The organism is Acetobacterium sp. UBA5834, from assembly GCF_002435675.1.
In the GTDB taxonomy this organism is placed as follows: Bacteria; Bacillota; Clostridia; order Eubacteriales; family Eubacteriaceae; genus Acetobacterium; species Acetobacterium wieringae.
Window position 1 is genome coordinate 1 of sequence record NZ_DJGY01000025.1, and the last position, 19,008, is coordinate 19,008.

General features: G+C 47.4%; 15 protein-coding genes. 2 read left to right on the forward strand and 13 right to left on the reverse strand.

The features are described from left to right. The 5 genes from B3F51_RS05275 to B3F51_RS05295 all read right to left on the reverse strand — a co-directional run. The coding region (locus tag B3F51_RS05275; RefSeq protein WP_286945896.1) for a P-loop NTPase fold protein at positions 1 to 1,799 on the reverse strand (1,799 nt) is incomplete at its 3' end. Positions 1,800 to 1,852: 53 nt separating this feature from the next. Then, the gene (locus tag B3F51_RS05280; protein WP_286945897.1) at positions 1,853 to 3,313 is read right to left on the reverse strand and encodes a restriction endonuclease subunit S; all 1,461 of its coding nucleotides are present in this window, start codon (positions 3,311 to 3,313) and stop codon (positions 1,853 to 1,855) included. Continuing rightward, positions 3,314 to 4,783, reverse strand: coding sequence for an HsdM family class I SAM-dependent methyltransferase (locus B3F51_RS05285; protein WP_286945899.1), 1,470 nt, complete (start codon positions 4,781 to 4,783; stop codon positions 3,314 to 3,316). It lies immediately after the preceding gene. Between the two features lie 30 nt (positions 4,784 to 4,813). Then, positions 4,814 to 7,183, reverse strand: coding sequence for an EcoAI/FtnUII family type I restriction enzme subunit R (hsdR, locus tag B3F51_RS05290; protein WP_286945900.1), 2,370 nt, complete (start codon positions 7,181 to 7,183; stop codon positions 4,814 to 4,816). Between the two features lie 357 nt (positions 7,184 to 7,540). Continuing rightward, positions 7,541 to 8,167 carry a hypothetical protein gene (locus B3F51_RS05295; protein ID WP_286945902.1) on the reverse strand — a complete coding sequence of 209 codons (627 nt, stop codon included), beginning with the start codon at positions 8,165 to 8,167 and terminating at the stop codon, positions 7,541 to 7,543. 266 nt (positions 8,168 to 8,433) lie between these two features. Between B3F51_RS05295 and B3F51_RS05300 the strand changes: the two genes are divergently transcribed. Further along, complete coding sequence (locus tag B3F51_RS05300) at positions 8,434 to 8,859, forward strand: pyridoxamine 5'-phosphate oxidase family protein (protein WP_228881267.1); 426 nt, start codon at positions 8,434 to 8,436, stop codon at positions 8,857 to 8,859. Positions 8,860 to 8,918: 59 nt separating this feature from the next. Here B3F51_RS05300 and B3F51_RS05305 read toward each other — a convergent pair whose 3' ends face one another. From B3F51_RS05305 to lctB, 7 genes are all read right to left on the reverse strand, one after another. Next, positions 8,919 to 9,179 carry a Txe/YoeB family addiction module toxin gene (locus tag B3F51_RS05305; RefSeq protein ID WP_070370467.1) on the reverse strand — a complete coding sequence of 87 codons (261 nt, stop codon included), beginning with the start codon at positions 9,177 to 9,179 and terminating at the stop codon, positions 8,919 to 8,921. Beyond that, the gene (locus tag B3F51_RS05310; protein ID WP_070370466.1) at positions 9,172 to 9,435 is read right to left on the reverse strand and encodes a type II toxin-antitoxin system Phd/YefM family antitoxin; all 264 of its coding nucleotides are present in this window, start codon (positions 9,433 to 9,435) and stop codon (positions 9,172 to 9,174) included. Before B3F51_RS05310 ends, B3F51_RS05305 begins: the two co-directional genes overlap by 8 nt. A 122-nt stretch (positions 9,436 to 9,557) precedes the next feature. Then, positions 9,558 to 10,829: a nickel-dependent lactate racemase gene (gene larA, locus B3F51_RS05315; protein ID WP_286945904.1), complete on the reverse strand. Its 1,272-nt coding sequence runs from the start codon at positions 10,827 to 10,829 to the stop codon at positions 9,558 to 9,560. Positions 10,830 to 11,064: 235 nt separating this feature from the next. Then, positions 11,065 to 12,606, reverse strand: a complete 1,542-nt coding sequence (locus B3F51_RS05320) for an L-lactate permease (protein WP_286945906.1) — start codon at positions 12,604 to 12,606, stop codon at positions 11,065 to 11,067. 8 nt (positions 12,607 to 12,614) lie between these two features. Next, positions 12,615 to 14,015, reverse strand: a complete 1,401-nt coding sequence (lctD, locus tag B3F51_RS05325) for a lactate dehydrogenase subunit LctD (RefSeq protein ID WP_148638465.1) — start codon at positions 14,013 to 14,015, stop codon at positions 12,615 to 12,617. 1 nt (position 14,016) lies between these two features. After that, positions 14,017 to 15,273, reverse strand: a complete 1,257-nt coding sequence (gene lctC / locus B3F51_RS05330; protein ID WP_286945909.1) for a lactate dehydrogenase subunit LctC — start codon at positions 15,271 to 15,273, stop codon at positions 14,017 to 14,019. Positions 15,274 to 15,292: 19 nt separating this feature from the next. After that, positions 15,293 to 16,096 (reverse strand): lactate dehydrogenase subunit LctB, encoded by an 804-nt coding sequence (lctB, locus tag B3F51_RS05335; RefSeq protein ID WP_070370461.1) that lies wholly within the window; start codon positions 16,094 to 16,096, stop codon positions 15,293 to 15,295. Positions 16,097 to 16,718: 622 nt separating this feature from the next. On the opposite strand from lctB, the gene B3F51_RS05340 reads away from it, so the two are divergent. Beyond that, positions 16,719 to 17,429, forward strand: a complete 711-nt coding sequence (locus B3F51_RS05340) for a FadR/GntR family transcriptional regulator (RefSeq protein ID WP_070370460.1) — start codon at positions 16,719 to 16,721, stop codon at positions 17,427 to 17,429. A 67-nt stretch (positions 17,430 to 17,496) separates the two neighbouring features. Here the strand turns inward: B3F51_RS05340 and B3F51_RS05345 are convergent, their stop codons facing one another. Continuing rightward, positions 17,497 to 18,981 carry a phosphomannomutase/phosphoglucomutase gene (locus B3F51_RS05345; RefSeq protein WP_286945912.1) on the reverse strand — a complete coding sequence of 495 codons (1,485 nt, stop codon included), beginning with the start codon at positions 18,979 to 18,981 and terminating at the stop codon, positions 17,497 to 17,499. Positions 18,982 to 19,008: the final 27 nt, after the last annotated feature.

The following is a 19,008-nucleotide window of genomic DNA, read 5'->3' on the forward strand; positions in this document are numbered from 1 at the left end:
TGACAAGCGTGTACATTATAAACCAAAGTGCGGAAGGCTTTAAATAACTGGATAAATGGTGGAATCCCAAACAAAAACATGGTTCCGTTGTCAAATTCATTCTTATTCAATGTAAATAAACATTGGCGAAACAAATTATATGCTGCAACTCTTCTTTCTTTCGGTTCACTAAATACATCTTCAACAAGCTTTTTTCCACAAAATTCATAATCCGTGAGTTCTGATTTACCAGCTGCTAATAAATTCCAAATGATTTGATCTTTCTTTTCATTACTAATTCTTTGGGTTATTGATCGATCTGATTCTTCGATCATATTTTTCCACTTCTTTTCAGGCGGTATATCGTCTTCTATCTCAATATTTTCATAGTTAAATAGATTCAAAACGCCAAATTTCATTTTATTTTCTTCAATATCAATAATTTTCTGAAGTTGATATGTCCAAAGTTTGTCTTGTTTTTTTAATTCTCTTAATTCTGCCAACGAATAATATTCGCCTTCAACCTCAAACCTTATTGCTTCCAACAAGCCTCTTTCAATGGTTAATTGCTCGTAGACTGATGTTATAAAATGTTTTACTACAAAAAACGCAATCACCGTTTCCTTATACTCTTTATAATCATATTTTTTCAATGTACTAACCAATTCGGCACAGAAATTTTCAACCTTACGAAAAGGTAAATTGGTAAATTGTGAATAAACCTCTATACCGATATCAAAATAACTGCTTAGAAATGTAGTTTTTGTAGCTTGTAACTCTTTTCTCAAAAAATTAAAATCTTCGATTTTAAGCAAACTTTCTTTGATCATATCTTTTTTCAAGATAAAGAGAATCGTCTCAAATAAGTCACTTTCAGTCACATTTAATTTGAACGGTAAGTATTTCTCCAGATAGTCATCAGTAAAGCCCATATTTTTGAGATTTTCTTCATGGTACTGATATATGATTCTAATTTTTTTATTTGCAAGTTTTTCATTGATGCTAAAGATTCTTTTTATAATATTCACATCATTAATTCGATCAATATCTTCGTAAATTATTAAAACATCTTTTTTAAGGCGTGATATTTCATTCTGCAGGCCTTTGATTGCCTCTGCAAAAGATTGTGTGCTGTCCAAAAACAAAGACTGCAATTGAACCAAAAACTTGTTGCTACCTAATAACACTTTAAGCTTATTTGAATACCTGGAAACAATTCGATTTCTTAATAAAAGCCTTTCCATTTCTTTGACTAGAATCAGCAAGAGTTCATTCAAATCGCAAGTTAGAACGTCAATTTCAATCATCTCGTACTTTTCCTTAATTTGCGGATTTTTCTTTAATTCGTTAACTAAAAATGTTTTTCCAGTTCCCCATCTCCCGTTCAGTGCAATGATTTCAAACATTTCGACATAAGACAAAAGCCGTTCTAAATCTCTTTGCCTTTTCCTTAGCGGTTTTAGAGCTTCGGTTTCTTCTTCTTGTGAATTCTTGAGCCATGTATAAAGTGAGATCATCGCAAGAAAGGCCGCATAAGCACTCATAAACTTAAATTCAATCACATCAATTTTTAGGATTTCGGCATATTGCAATGCAATAATGCCTGCAAGAATACCAAGTGAAATCAGTATCAAAGAATCGTAAAGCTTGATATTGTCAGATATTCGACTGTTAATAATCACCACTGCCCATATAAATGCGAACACGATAAAGAAAACGCACAAATTGATTTTAACCGTGCTGAAAAATATTAATGATATAATAAGGGCAATTAAAATTTTTGAAATAAATGTTCTAAGCTGGTAGTTTTTTTCGCTCATCTGCATACCCTTCTTTTTATAAAGCCACAAATTACATTACAAAATTTAAATAATCAGCACTCATATTTATCGATATACGGCATTAAAGCTTCGATTTTTGCTACGATGCGCTTTTGTTCTGCCAGCGGGGGGAGAGGTAAGATAAACTCTTTCATTGCCATTAATGAGACATTTTTAATCGTTGTACCAGTCGCTCTTTTGATTGCATAATCTGTAAAGTACTTTGTCTTGATAATCAAGTATAGATAGTACTTTAAATTTTCAATCATAAGGTTAAAATAGCAAGCGCTTTTTCCAAGTATAACTTTTTCACCACTATAAAATGCAATATTACCAATTGTACCGTTAATTGAAACCAACACTGTATTTTTATTAAGTTCTCTTTTGTGTTTATGAAATTGTTCTACATCAACTTTTTTTGTATTATCTTTTATTTCTATTATTCCTTCATTTAAATTGTTACCATTTATAAAATAGTAGTCACCTTTTTCATTATATATAGGTGTACCATGGATTCCATCACCTAAAATTGAAACAATCTCCCCCAACCTCACCCACTTCCAACTCTCCGGAATATCAAAGGGAATCTCATCGTCCGTAATCTCCGGCAGGGCTTTGGCCTTTTTGATCTTGCCTTCCTTAATCAGCTTTTGCTTTTCGGCCTGAATCTGCTGATAGAGTACTTCGGCGGTGCCCTCTTCTTTGCGCTGCATAACCAACTTGCCCTGGATGGCATACTGTAAAATCGACTTTTTGAGCTCTTCCGGGAATTTTTTATTAAGCGCTTCCACTTCGGAATAGGCAGCATCGTATTGATCGATATATGGCATTAAGGCTTCGATTTTTGCGACAATGCGTTTTTGTTCAGCCTGTGGGGGGAGAGGCAGTAATCCACCTAGCAAGCTATTATCATTGATTGCCGGGTAAGCAACACCTTTCATTACAGAACTTACATAGGAACTAAACATAGGACTTCGAAGAACTAAATAAAGAAAATAACTATTAATGCCGTTAAAGGGATGTAAAACCGCAAAAGCCGTACTTGCAATTGGCTCATGAACAAACTCTTTGTCAACAATACAAATATTCAATAAATATGGTCTTACCGTCGAATACAGCACTGTACCTTCTTTTACAATTTTCCTCGCTCTTGATGGTGCATCTTCTGGATTCATAAGATTTTCGTTATTACTAAGAATACCTTTGATGTTATCTATCGATCCAACATCAATATAATCAAATGTTACATCAGGCTTTTTCTGCCCCCAGTTATGAGTTATCTCCCCAAGCCGCACCCATTCCCAACTCTCCGGTATCTCAAAGGGTATCTCATCTTCCGTAATCCCCGGTAGCGCTTTCTGTTTTTTAATCTTCCCGTCCTTTAGCAGCGCCTGCTTCTCGGCGTCAATTTTTTTAAGCAGCTCCCGGGCCGTGCCCTCTTCTTCCCGCTGCCCCACCAGTTTCCCCTGGATCGCCAGCTGCAGAATGCTGTTTTTTAAATCCTGCGCTTTCATCTAATTTTCCTCAAGCATGGCCGTAATCTGTTCCAGCACATGATCAATTTGGTCATTCAGAGAAGCCCGCTTTTCCTGATATTCCTGAATCAGCGGCAGGGGCTCAAGAATTACTTCTTCTTCGTGGGGAAAGCCGCACAAATCGAGGTTGTAGCTGCGAGCGACGATCTCATCCAGGCTGTATTTTTTAGCCTTGGCAAAGCCGTCGACTTCGATTTCTTCCCGGTTGACCCACCAGCTCAGGGCTTTGTCAAAATGAGCCAGCTTCATCGGTCGGGTTTTTGAAAAATTCTTATAGCCCTCCGGCATATCGACCCGGTAGAACCAGATTTCTTTGGTGGGGGCGGTTTTATCAAAAAACAGAATATTGGTGCGAATCGAGGTGTAGGGCGCAAAAACGCTGTGGGGCAGGCGCACAACGGTATGCAGGTTAAATTCATCGGTCAGCTTTTTCTTGATGTTAAACTTGGCATTATCGGTGCCAAACAAAAAGCCATCAGGAATGATCACCCCGCAACGGCCGTTTTGCTTCAGCCGATACATAATCACATTCATAAACAAATCGGCGGTTTCGGAGCTCCGCAGTTCTGTCGGGAAATTGATTTTGACGCTGTCCTTCTCGCTGCCACCATAGGGGGGATTCATCAGAATCACATCGAAGGCGTCCATCTTGCGCAATTCCTTATAGTCGGTTTCCAAGGCGTTGCCGTGGAGGATATTGGGATCATCGATGTCGTGGATCAGCATGTTGGTCACGCAGAGCAGATGGGGCAGGGATTTTTTCTCAATGCCGTAAACCGAGCGGTTATAGAGCTCCCGCTTCTCCAGGGAATTGCCCACCTGCCCATCAAGGGCGGCCAGGGCCGATGTCAGAAAACCGCCGGTGCCACAGGCAAAGTCGCCAATTTTTTCACCCAGTACCGGTTTAACCACCGTCACCATAAAATCAGTGACCGCCCGGGGGGTGTAGAACTCCCCGGCATTACCGGCACTCTGCAAATCCTTGAGAAAGGCTTCATAGATGGCCCCAAACTCGTGGCGCTCGGTGTATTCAGTAAAATCAATCTCATCGATGATATTGACCACCTGGCGCAGTAATACCCCGTCTTTCTGGTAATTGTTGGCATCCTCAAAGGCGTAGCGGACAATCACTTGACTCATCGGGGTGGTTTCATCAATTTCCAAGTTCTTCAGGGTCGGGAAAAGGGTGTTATTGACAAAATCAAGCAGGGCATCGCCGGTCAGGGCCTGTCCGTCTTTATGATCGACGGCCCACTCCCGCCATTTAAGCTGGTCGGGAATGATTGAGCGGTAGTTGTCATAAATCAGTTCCCAGGCTTCTTCTTTTGCATCATATATTTTTAAAAACAGAATCCAGACGATCTGTTCAATCCGCTGGGCATCGCCATTGACGCCGGAGTCGTTGCGCATTACATCCTGGATGCGTTTTACTAAGTTACTAATTGCCATTTATTTCCTGCCTTCTTTTATTTATGTTGCTTATGCATAATAGATTTCATTTTCCAGTTCCATGACGGCCTCAAGGTAGGCTTTTTTACCCCCAAAGGCCTTGACGATCTTCATTGGGCTGCCGATTTTGGCAAACTCTGTCAGTTGCAGCACCTTGGTATCTTCGATCTCGCCAATGCCGTCATTGGCATACTTATCAAGCAGCGCCTCAATCACCTGTTTGGCGGTGTCGGAATATTTATACAGATAATGCCGCTTTCGGACATTCTCGGCCCGTTCTTTTTTGGTCAGCGGAGCCTTGTCATAGGCAATGTGGCAAATCAGATCAAAGTCGTCCAACTCGGTCTGGCCCATTTCTTCCCGGACGGCCTCCAACAGCACCCCATCGTCTTTTAACGCCTCAATAATTGCCTGCTTTTTCGCAGCTTTTGTCCAGCTGCGCAGAAAATCATCAAGGTTACTAAACTGGTTGCGGATATTTTTGCGGGTGTAGTCGATCAGGCTTTCGGTGATCAGTTTGCCGTCCTTGTCGACATATTGTACCCGTTCGGAAAGAACCCGGACGGTTATATCGCCAAGATAATATTTTTTCGGTTTGTCGTCTCCATCATCGACAAATGGCGGGGGATCGCCGATGACAAAGTCCCCGCCGTCTTCTTTAACCCCATCGCCGCCGATAACATCCCCTTCCCCTTCATCAGTCGGGGGCAGCGGGTCAATTACCGGATCATCACCACCCAGGTCAATCACCACTTCCGGCTGACCGTCGAAGGCCGGATCGGCAAACAGGCGGCTGGCATTGCGAAAATCCATGATCGTAAAATAGGTTTTGCCGTAGTCCTCCAGCAGCCGGGTGCCCCGGCCGATAATCTGCTTGAACTCGGTCATGCTGTTGATGTTGTTCTCCAGCACAATCAGTTTGCACATCTTGGCATCAACCCCGGTGGTCATCAGTTTGCTGGTGATGGCAATCACCGGATAGCAGCTTTCTTCATCGATGAAGTTTTCCAGCTGGGCCTTGCCCTCGTCGTTATCCCCGGTGATCCGCATGATATAGCGGTCGTTTTGGGCGTAGAGATCTTTATTCTCATTAATCAGAGCCTGGCGCATCCGTTCGGCGTGTTCGATATCGACACAAAAAACAATGGTTTTGCTGAAACGGTCGGTCTTTTTTAAAAACTCGGTAATTTTGGCGGCCACCACCCGGGTGCGGTCATCAATGACCAGATTGCGGTCAAAGTCTTTGATATTGTATTCCCGGTCTTCGATGACATAGCCATGTTTGTCAACCTTGCCAAGCTCCGGGCGATAGCCTTCAAGATCTTTATCAAGGCCAATGCGGATGACCTTATAGGGAGCCAGAAAGCCGTCATCAATGCCCTGCTTCAAGGAGTATTCATAAATCGGCTCGCCAAAATAGGTAAAGCTGGAGGCATCCTTGGTTTCGATGGGGGTGGCGGTGCAGCCGATATGGGTGGCAGCGGTGAAATAATCCAGCACTTTGCGCCAGGCCGATTCTTCCCGGGCACTGCCCCGGTGACACTCATCAATGACAATCAGATCAAAAAAGTTTGGCTGAAACTGACGATAGGTTTCCTCGCCCTCATCGCCAGCCAACTGCTGATACAATGCCAGATAAATTTCATAGGAGCTGTCCAGATTTTTATGCTGTACCTTGGTCATTTTGCCGCAAAAGGGCTTGAAATCACCGGTGATGGTCTGATCGAGTAAAACATTGCGGTCGGCCAGAAAAAGGATTTTTTTCTTCAGGCCCGATTTCCATAACCGGTAAATGATCTGAAAGGTCATAAAGGTTTTTCCGGTGCCGGTGGCACTGACCACCAGCACCCGGTTTTGCCCGTTGGCCACCGCCTCGACGGTCCGGTTAATGGCCACCCGTTGATAATAGCGGGGCGTTTTATAATTGGGCACATAGTAGTAAGGCGCAAACATCACCTTTTCTTTGGCGCCGTCAATGCCCTTATCCTCGCGGTAGCGCTGATACAAAGCTTCCGGCGCTGGGAATTCGCTCAGCTTCAGTTCCCTGACGGTACCGGTAAGCAAATTTTGCTCCACAAAACCCTCGCCGTTTGAGGCGTAAACATAGGGAACATCCAAAACCCGGGCATACTCAATGGCTTGCTGGAGCCCCGCCCCCACCGGATGATTCTGATCTTTGGCTTCAACAATCGCCAGCGGAAAATTGTTTTTATATGATAGCAGATAGTCCGCCCGTTTCTGCTTGCCTCTGGCGGTGATATTGCCCCGCAAAATAATCCGCCCGGCGGTAAAGGCGTATTCTAATCGCACCTGCTTATTGAGATCCCATCCGGCCGTCGTGATGGCCGGTGTGATGTATCTGGCTTTGATGTCTTCTTCAGACAAATGGCTCTTCCCCATGAATTTGACCCCCTTCATTTCGTTACGCACCTAAAATTTGTCAGTCTTTTTAATTATACGCCTCAACCGCTTAAATGGCTAGAAGAAATCACCGTTTTTCGCCACGTTCCTTCCCCCTATTCACTTTATTTAGCAAATGTCAAATTTTTAAGCGCCGCCGCCGATTTCAGCTCACAAAACTGCACCCCCTGATAAAGAAAGGCCAGCTCCAGGGGGTAGTCCCGGGCGGCCCACCAAGCCCTGCCATCCCTGCATCATCCCAGCCCTGCCCTCACTAAAAAAAGTGCCACAACTAAAAGCGGTGGCACTTTTTTGATAAGCTGAAATTGTTAAGCCTTATCTGATCCTTGATCGTCTCTAAAAATTCAAGATAAAGGTACTGAGATCGCTTCCCGCTGGGCCAGCAAAGGTGACACTGAGCATTGAGGCGATCCCCGGCTTGACCCAATACCGTTCGGTTGTAATGGCACCGCCACTCCCTTCAGTCTCACTCACCACAAATCCGTCCTGTCCTAAAATCCCTTTGACCTCATCATAGGTCATCCCTTCGGTAATTTTTTCGGCTTGCTCTGCGGTAATCCGTTGATCATCCGTCGCTTCGGTAATATATTTTTCGGTTCCGATCAACTTTTTCGATAAAGCCACCTTGGGACTGCCATCGCCGAGACTCCGTTCCATAAAAATGACGGTCACCCCATTACCATTTTCATCCACATAATCAAAGGCCCCTTCCACAGGGGATGTCGGGGTGACACCCAATGCCGCATCGACTTCCGCTTTAGTCTGACCGATTTGCACCTTGTTGAAAAAATCACTGACATTTTCGCCAGCCTGATCCGTGCTCTCTTTTTCCGTCGTCTGTCCAGCCACTTGATCAGAGCTGTCTTTTTGCCCCGCCGGCTGACCGCAGCCGGTTAGTAGAACCAGTGAACAAAGCAACACAAACCCGATCAAACCCCAGTTTTTAGCACTAACCTTCATCATCGTGCACCTCCTGTAAAATTAGTTTATGGTGTTTATGTTATACCCCGTTTCCAGCTGATTAATCATCACCACCCCACCCATTCAAGCTGATTTTTTACCCAAGGCTACCTACCTGTGCTATAATCAGATTAACATCCGCAACCGTTAAGGATTCCTTTACGGTGATTATCCGGGTGGTTCAGAAGAACCATCCCTGGCCTGTCAAAATTTATTTATGCGGCCCAGAGGATGGCTTCCCCTTCCTCCCGCTGATGAAAGGTGGTAATATGTTAGCTAAACTGGAATCGCTTCTGCGCGACAATTCCCTCTGTGTTTTATGTACCGAAGCCGCGGGCAACCCCTATTGCTCGTTGATGACCTATCTGCCCAGCGACGATCTGGGGACACTTTATCTGGTCTCCACCCGGGAGTCGCGCAAATTTAAGAATCTGCTGGCCAATCCCCGGGTCAGTATCCTGGTCGATAGCCGCCAGCACCAAGGCCAGGGAGCCAACATCGTTTCGGTGACCTTTGCCGGTCTATTTACGCCCCTGACCGAGGCTGAAGTCCTGCCGATCAAGACCACGTTCGCCGAAAAACATCCGGAACTGGCCGAAATCCTCAGTCATCCCGACAGCCTTGTCTTTGCGATTAAGTTACAGTCCTATCTGCTGCTGGATGGCCCGGTGGCCGCTGAGCAGGGTGAATTATAAGTTTACCGCTTTATAAAAATAGCGAGGTCTAAGCTTAACCGCTTAAACCTCGCTTTTTTTTAATCCTGATAATGTCCTTTGAGCGAAAGAATATAAATATTTCCATCTTCATCCAGGGCATAGACCAGACGGTGTTCCAAATCGATGCGCCGGCTCCATGCTTTACGATACTTCAGGGGCTCAGGCTTACCAATTCCGGTATAGCCATTTCGTTGAATATCTTTTAGCAATTCATTTATTCTCCGCAACATCTTTTTATCGGTCAATTGCCAATAGAGATAGTCTTCCCAGCCCTTATCCGAAAAGGTCAGATTACTCATCAGCCAGCGCCTCTAACTCGGCCATTGATTTGACAACCACTTTGCCCTGTCTGACTTGTTCGATGCTGCGGTCAATCATATCAAGATATTCGGCATTACGGGCCGTTCTCATGATTTCGTTGTATTTATCCAGGCTCATAATGACCACATTCTTTTCATCCTTACGGGTTACAATGACAGTCTCATTTTCGTCGGTGGCTTTATCACAATAATCTTTTAACTTACTGCGAATGGTTGAATAATTTACGGCTAACATTTTTTCCACCTCATATTCTTATTTGTACTATATCTTGTACAAATAATTGTACCATGCTACTCATCATCTGTAAAGCCTACTGCTTCAAATTTAAGAAATGGGCTTTTTCCCTTTCGGTTTTTTTACTCCACAATCACCGCGACCCCATCGGGGATCACCGTGACGGTGGCCGCTTCATTGTTCAGATATTCCCGGGCTAAGCTCAACGCTTCATTGACATCCTTAGCCGGAGTCATCTGGAATTCTTTAATCATCTCATCCGGGGCAGCCGAGATATAAATGACCTTGGCTTTTAAAAGAATCCGAGCCAGGATCTGGGCTTCCCACTGATCGGGGATGGTTTCGTTTCGGGGGGTGCTGACAAAACCGGCCAGCATCCGTTCGAGATTTTTTTCATCCCGGAAGGTGTTAAAAAAGGCGGCCCCGCCGTGGCCATCGTTCGATTTGGCCAGCATGATAATCACCCCGCCGGGCTTGACAGCGGCTTCAGCGGCGGTCATTCCTTTCACGGCCTGATAGATGTTCTGATCCAGCGGGTAGCCGCCGTTGCTGGTAATGACGATATCGCTGGGGGTTGCCTTGACCTTGCAGAGTTTTTCCAGAAAGGTCCGGCCCTTGATGTGGGCGGCATCGCAATCTCCGGCGACGGCATAGATCACCTCTTTTTCGGAATTGATCACGACATTGACCACAAAGGCCAGCTTGGCGGTGCGGGCAGCGTAGAGCATATCGATATGGAGGGGGTTGCCCTCAATCACCCCGGTCCGGGCCTTGGGATGGGCAATGAATTCACCGCAATGATTGGCCAGCACACTGACCCGGCTGGCAATGCCCGGCAGCACGCTCTTCCGGCCGCCGGAAAAACCGGCAAAGAAATGGGGCTCAATAAAGCCTTCCGAAACCAGCAGATCAGCCTCCGCTGCTAACTTGTTGATGATCAGCGCCCCGCCGGAGGGCAAGGTGCCGATTTCCACCAGGCTGCTGTCATCACCGGAATCATGGACGACAATCCGCTCCTGATCGACGATGGTTTCGCCAAATTTGGCGACCAGTTCCTCCCGGGTAGTCAGGCGGTGAAAACCGGTGGCAATCAAGATGGTGATCTCCGCATCGGGATTGCCCCGACGGATTTCTTTTAGCATCTGCGGCATAATAATTTTACTGGGCACCGGCCGGGTATGGTCACTGGCAATAATTACGATCTTTTGTTTGCCCACGGCCAGCTGACAAAGCTTATCTGAGCCCTCGGGGTTGGCAATGGCTGCTGCCACCAGCTCGCTCTCAGTTTGCTCGGGATGATAGTCTTCAATCTGAGAGAGCAACACGCCATTTAGGCACGCCTCATCAAGCACCAACGCTTGTTTTTCTTTTCCATAAGGTATTTTGATTTCCATAAACGTATCCTTTCTGATTAGACGAAAGACATTAACAGAATTCTAATTTCTGCTAATGTCTTAACTTTCAAAGATGACTTCTCTTTATTTAATTTTTCTTTTATTTGATATCAGTTGAATTTAAGTACGTCATCGATTCATATGGCATTTGAGCAGTGACGGGCGATCAAGGATCGCCCCTACATTGCACTATTTCATTCAAATGATACGTTACTTTTTTCATTTGACATACGAATTATCCAAAGGTGCTCAACAGCCCGACAATCAGCGGTGCTCCGAAATAGACCACCAGTCCGATGATGATGACATAGACGGCGCAAACCTTCATGGTGGCCTGGAGAATCTTGCCCTCGCTGCCAATAATCCCAGTGGCAGCGGTGGCCACGGCAATACTCTGGGGCGAGATCATCTTCCCGGCGGTGGCACCCGCGGTGTTAGCGGCGGCCAGCCAGTAGGGACTCATGCCGATGGCATTGGCTGCCTCCACCTGGAGCCCGCCGAAGAGCACGTTGGCCGATGTGTCACTACCAGTGACAAAGGTGCCCAGGGCCCCAATCAACGGCGCAATCAGGGGGTAGAAATCGCCGGTGACCAGCACCAGAATCTGAGCAATGACACCAATCATGCCGCTATACCCCATCACCTTGGCCAGGGCCACAATCGACATAATCGTAATGGCGGATTTAAACATCTGCTTGACGGTTTTACCAAGAATCGTGCTGATCGCCCCAAACTTGACACCCTGGATAAGCCCGCCCAGATAGGTGGCAATGATAATCAGGGTTCCCGGGGTGGCCAGCCAGTAGAAGGTCATCGGCTTGCCATGGGGGCCGGTGTAAATCTGCACGGTGGTGCTGACCTGCTTGAGCAGCCCATTAATGGCCGGGAACAGCGACGAACAGAGAATAATAATGGCAAAGACCAGAATAAAGGGAAGCCAGGCCATCACGGCAGTTTTGAGCGGAATCTTTTCGGCATCTTTAGCGGCGGTATCCTTATAAAAGACCTTGGCCATGGTGATCACCACCGCCATACAGATCACCGAGCCGACAATCGCCGGCAGTTCGGCGCCCAGCACCTTGGCGACAAAAATCTGCGGCAACCCGAAAGATAAACCGGCCATCAGGGTAATCAGGAAAACCCCCTTGATGGCTTTAACACTTTTGCCGGTAAGACTGACCAGAATGAAGGGAATAATCACAATCATCACAAACAGCTGGATGGCAATGGTAAAGGACAAATCGTTTACATTGAGGCCCGTCACCGAGGCCAGGGTACTGACCGGCAGCCCGATGGCCCCGAAAGCGGTGGGGGTGGTGTTGGCAATCAGACAGATAATGGCAGCAAAGACCGGATTAAAGCCCAGAGCCGCCAAAATGCTGGCGGGAATTGCCACGGCGGTACCAAACCCGGCTATGGCTTCCAGAAAACCTCCAAAGCCCCAGGCCAGAATTAAGACTAGAATTCGTTGATCGGTGGAGACCGAACTCATCATTTTTTTGATGGTTTCCATGCCGCCGGTATGGGTCACCAGATTATAGGTAAAAACCGCGGCAATAATGACCAGGAAGATCGGCCAGATCGCCATCGCCGCCCCTTCCAGGGCAGCCGTCAGGCTATCGAGTACCGGCATCTGCCAGACCAGAATGGCCAGCACAATGGTCATCGCCAGGGCAATCGGACAGGCCTTCTGGCCGGGGATCTTTAAGACCCCCAGGGAGACAATCAGCCAGATTACCGGGATCAGGGCGATGAAGAAGAGTAACAGGTTATCCATATCTCCTCCTACATCTGACAGACTTTTTTAGGATTTAACAGGTTTTTCGGATCAAAGGTTTGTTTGATGCCAGCCATCAGAGCCAGATGTTCGGTGCCAAAATCATTAAGCAGATATTGGCGTTTGGCATAGCCGATGCCATGTTCGCCGGAAACCAAACCCTCATAGGTCAGAGCCTTGGCATACATCCGGTCCATCGCTTCGTTAAGCTTGGCTTCCCATTCCTGTTGGTCAAGCTGGTCGCGGCAGACATAGATATGCAGGTTGCCGTCGCCGGCATGGCCAAAGCTGGGGATTCTGACATCCATTTCCCGGGCCAGTTCATGGGTAAACTCAATAAACTCGGCGATCCGGTTTCGTGGAACCACCACGTCGCACTCATCCATTTCGGTGGTTGAGGCTTTAATCGCTTCCAAAAAGGCGCCCCGGGCAGACCAGACCGATTCTTTCCGTTCAGCAGTGTCGACAATATAGACATCCTTGGCGCCTTCGGCCAGACAAAGGTTTGCCACCACTTCGTATTCGGCTTCCACCTGTTCCCTGGAGTTGCCATCAAAGGTCAAGAGGATGTAGGCATTGCTGGAAGAATCCGGGAATTTTTTACCGAGAAAATCTTCAGCAAAGAGAATCGTCTGGCGTTCCATAAATTCGATGGCCGTCGGGATCGCCTTGGATTTGATGATCTTGGGCACAATTCCGGCAGCATCGCTGATATTATCAAAGGGAATCAAGAGGCTTAAGGTCATCTTGGGCAGCGGCAGCAGTTTTAAGATCGCCTTGGTGATCACACAAAGGGTTCCTTCGGAACCGATCACCAGATCCTTTAAGCTGTAACCGGAGCTGTTCTTAACAATTTTACCCCCCAGCTCGATGATTTCGCCATTGGATAACACCACGGTCAGGCCCCGGACATAGTCCCGGGTAACACCGTATTTGACGGCCCGCATACCACCGGCGTTGGTGCTGATATTACCGGCAATGGTCGCCGATTTTTCACCGGGATCGGGGGGGTAAAAAAGATCGTGCTCTTCCACAAATTTCGACAGTTCCATTAAGAGGACGCCGGGTTCCACGGTAACGGTCAGGTTTTCTGAGTCCAGCTCAAGAATGTTATTCATCAGCGTGGTTTCTAACATGATCCCGCCAAACAGTGGCACACAGGCCCCCACCAGGCCGGTACCGGACCCCCGGACGACGACTGGGATATTATGATCATAGGAATATTTCATGATTTTAGACACTTCTTCGGTGGTGGTGACTTTGATCAGCACTTCCGGATAGGAATGAATGCTACCCAGCTCATCATGACTAAAATCTTCACCAATCTGATCGCCAACAAAAATCCGTTCGGCGGGAATCAGGGCCTTTAAAAAATCGATATCGTTTGTTTCCACTTTTTTGTAATTCATCTTAGCCAACCATCCTTTCTGGTGTTTCCATGGCTTCCGGCATTGCCACGGTTTTCCCGGCGGCAGCACTTTCCGGATCGGCAATCATTTTTAACAGTTCCGGAATGACCTCATAGAGATCGCCGACCATGCCGCAATGGGCAATGTTAAAGATCGGTGCTTTAGGATCATTGTTCACGGCAATGATATATTCTGAATTCTGCATCCCGGCGGCAAACTGAACGGCCCCGGAAATCCCCAGTGCGATGATCAGTTTCGGTTTAACGGTTCGGCCGCTGAGGCCAATCTGCAGGCGGGCATCAAACCAGCCAGCTTCGATACCAGGCCGGGTACAGGCCACGGTAGCGCCGATTTTTTCAGCAAACTCATGGATCATCTCCAGATCCTTTTCACACTTCACGCCCCGACCGACCGCCACAATGGTTTCGGCTTCCGACAGATCAATCCCTTTTTCTTTTTTAATGACTTCCAGCACCGAAATAGCGGATACCAGCTTGTCTTTGCCAATTTCCATCACTTCCACGCTGCCCCAGGGATCAGCGACCCGTTCCGGAGCCGAGAAGACTTTATAACGGACGGTACAAAACTGAGGACGGGTGTTTTCAGTAACAATCTGGGCCATGATATTGCCGCCGAAGGCTGGCCGGATCTGAACCAGATCGGTATTGTCTTTAATTTCCAGAATGGTGCAGTCGGCGGTCAGGCCAGTGCGGTAACGGGCAGCCACCCGGGGGGCCAGCGACCGGCCGACGTTGGTAGCACCCACTAAAATCGAAGACGGTTTAACCTTTTCGATAAAGTCTTCCAGAACGTTGGCATAGGGTTCAATCACAAAATGTTTAAGTTCCGGCTGATCATAGACAAAGACCTTATCGACCCCGTAGCTAAGCAACTCACTGGCTTCGGCCGTGATGTTGGTGCCCATAAACAGGGCGTAAACCGGATGACCGATGACGGCGGCCAGTTCCCGGGCCTTGCCAATCAGTTCAAAGGTAACCGGATGAATCACTCCTTCAATGTGATCGACATAGACGGTAATACCCTTGTAGAGGCTTTTGTCGATACTGATTTTTTCGTCTTCTTCGAGTTCCAGCACCCCGGCGGGGCCGTTTTTTAAACACATCTTGCACATTTTACAGGCGGCGGTGACTTCCAGACGAGCGTTTACATATGAAAAGGCATCAAAGGGGCAAATCTCTGCCAGTGCCTCAAAGGTTTTCTGATCGACGTTTTCGGTAATTATTTTAATTCCTGCCATGATTTTATTCCTTTCCTGCCTAATTATCTTTACTCAGATATTTTTTTTCAGTCAAAATGCCATGAAGTGCCTGGGCCAGCACGGTTCCATCGCCCTCAAAGCTTACTTTTTCAACATTACTTTCCGGTGGGAAGATCCGCTCCACCTGGGTCGGCGACCCGCTGAGACCATATTTTTTGGCATCGGTGTCGTACATATCCTTCAGGGTCAAAACGGTAATTTCGGGATTTTCGGAAATTTCCAGTTTTCGTTTATAAGATGGCAACCGGGGGGTGTAAATGTCCTTATCAACCGTGATCAGACAGGGGTATGGGACCCGTTGGATTTCTAAGGATTCTTCCATATTCATTTGCAGAGTCAGGCCCGCTTCATCGGCCACCAGAATTTTAATGACGTTGGTGACGTGGGGAATCCCCAAAAATTCGGCCATTTCCGGACCGACCTGGGCAGTGTCGCCATCAGTGGTCTGCTTGCCGCAGATGATCAGATCAAAGTCGCCCAGTTTTTTGGCGCCCTGAGCCAGGGTATAGCTGGTGGCAACGACATCGGCACCGCCAAATTTGCGGTCTGATAATAAACAGCCAGAGTCGGCGCCCATATAGAAGGATTCGAGTAGCACCTCTTTACTTTGCATCGGCCCCATCGACAAGGTCGTAATGGTGCCGCCCAACTCTTCTTTTAAACGGAATGCCGTTTCCAGACCATATAAATCATAGGGATTGAGCTTCGATTCAACCCCATCCCGAATCAGAACCCCTGTTTCCGGATCCACTTCGACGTTGGACGTGCCGGGAACCTGCTTGATACATACCAGTATTTTCATACTCACCCTCCATAAAATAAAATTGATTATTGCGAGCTGCCGTGAGCTTTGGGCCCAGTTTGACAAACGCCTGATTCTACTAATCATTGTTTAAGTGAAGACCGCTGCGAAATTTCTTTTGCTGTCCGTTTTGGCACAGACAGCAAGGACTTCACTCCTGGTGGACAAATTTCGCCGTCAACCGAATTTTCCGTTGACAAAAACTGTTAAACCCTCTTAAACCCATTCATAAACCACTTGACAAAATTCTGATAAAATTCTACTATTGGTCTGGTGGTCAGACCACTAACCTGTTGCCATTATATGTCTTTCGTAAATCTTTGTCAAGTAATAAAATAACATTTTCAGAAAATATTTATTTTGATCGGGTTGTCCTCACAAGCACCGTACCGACCAATTGTTAATCTGTTGTTCGCTGCGGAATCGGACAGGCTTTGCCGTGTCCGCTCCGATGCGTACAACACGATCTAACAATTGTCGGTACTACTTTAGCTGTTTTGACAAACTGTGCAGAAATTATTTATTTACCAACTATTGATCTTTTTGAATTTTAAAAGCGACTGTGGTAAAATAGTGTATTATGATGTTTATAAAAAATCGAATGAAATGAAGTGACTTTGAGATGTTTAAAGAAATAGCCCATACGAAAATCTATTTGCAGATCCTCGAGCAGATTAAAGAAAATATTATCCGGGGAAATTTAAAAAGCGGCGACCGCCTGCCCTCGGAACGGCAATGGGCGGAGCAGCTGGGGGTATCCCGGGCGACGATCCGGGAGGCGATCCGGGCCCTTGAGATGATCGGTCTGGTGGTCTGTCAGCAGGGTGAAGGCAATTTTATTGCCGAAAATTTTGAAGATACCCTGACCCAGCCGCTGACGATTATGTTCTGGCTCAGCAACGGTCAACTCAGCGAAGTGCAAGAGCTGCGGCGGGCCCTGGAAACGGAGGCGGCCAAGCTGGCGGCGAAAAAAATGACACCGGAACGGTTTGCCAGTCTGGAAAAAATTTGTGATGCCATCGAAACCGAAACCGACGAAACCGTCCGGGCCGAGCTGGACAAACGCTTCCACTACGAAATCGCCCTGGCTTCGGAAAACCGGATGATCCGCAATGTTCTGCAGTCCTCGGCAACCCTGATTGAAGCCCTGATCAAGGATATCCGGATTGCCATTCTCGATGATCCCGACCGGGGACCGGTGATTGACACCCAGCACCGCCATATCTTAAACGCCCTTAAAGCAAAGGAGCCCTTAAACGCCGCCTTTGCCATGTCCCAGCATATGGATCTGATTGACGGCTTTGTGGCCGGGCTGGAAATTGATGAACACTGATTTAATGGTTTAAACGAAAAAAAAGCCGGATGGGGTTTGCCATCCGGCTTTTTTATCGTTTTTTTGACTATACCAATGCTTCAAATTTGTGCAGAAAGTCGCGCAGGACCGTTTCAATGACCGCGCAACCACCCACTGTATCAGATTCGATGTTCAGTGGCATAATCGGGTCATGGAGGGACATCCGCAGCAGGCACCAGCCGTTTCCGGCGGCCTCGTCACAGCTGACCCGGACCCCTTCATAGTTGGGATCGACCACCGTCCAGCCGGGTTGGCTGGCAGCGAAAGCGGCAAACTCCGTCAACACGTTTTCGCCATAGGCTTTAAATTCACCCGTCATAATTTTTAAGCGGATTTCCTTAGCTTCCACCGGTTCTTTTAAACCGGCCAGAAACGAACTGATTGGTTGGCCAGCCTTAAACAACTGGGCAAACTTGATCAGCGCCATGGTCACCAGATAGGCCCCGTCATCAAGAAAATAGTTTTCTTTAATAGCCCCGTGGCCACTGGTTTCCATGGCCAGATGGGTTTCGATCCCCTCGTTATTTAAGCGGATGGCTTCATTAATGACGTTTTTATAGCCCCGCTTAAAGCGATGATGGTGGCCACCATGGCTTTCAATAAAGGCCGTTAGCCCGGTGGAGGTAATCGAATCGGTAACAATTGTCGAGCCGGGATAGTCGGATAAAAGCATGCTGGCAATAAAGGCGATAAAGCCATTACGGTTGATGGCGTTACCTTTTTCATCAATAATCGCCGCCCGATCGACATCGGTATCAAAGATGATCCCCAGATCGGCCTGGTTGTCCAACACCGCCTTGGTGATATGGGCAATGGCTACGGCATCCTCGGGGTTGGGCACGTGGTTGGGGAAATGGCCATCAGGCTCCAGATACTGGCTGCCAGTGGTGTCAGCGCCCAGCGGCTTAAGCACCTGGCTGGCAAAAAATCCGCCCGCCCCGTTACCGGCATCAACCACAATTTTGGCGCCTGCCAGGGGCTGCTCGCTGCCAGTTTTGGCCCGGATGATGTTTAAAATATTCTGGGAATAGGTCGGCAGAAAATCATAATCCCGGGCCTGTCCGCCGGGGGTAAACGATGTTTCAACGGTCTCAGCCAGCGTCAGAATGGCTGTGATATCTTCTTTATTGAGGCCGCCCTCTTTGGTGAAAAACTTCAGTCCGTTGCGGTTAAAGGGCAGATGACTGGCGGTGACCATTACCGCCCCATCGGCCTCGATAACCGGATCGAGGGTGGTCATAAACATCGCCGGGGTGGTACTGATGCCGCATTGATAGACCTGGTGTCCCCGACTGACCAGCCCCAATGCCACCGCCTGGGCGATGTGAGGCCCGGACAGTCGACTGTCACGGCCGACGGCAAAGGTCAGCGGGGTTTTCCCCAGCTTTTGCTCAAGCCAGGTAGCAAAAGCAAAGGCAATTTTCATGGCCATGTCCTGGGTAAAATTAACGGCCTCGCCGGGAATCCCCTCCAGGGCCACCCCCCGGACATCGGAACCGTTTTGTAATTTTTTAATATCTTTAATTTCCATGTTGTTCTCCTGGTTATCAATCACCCG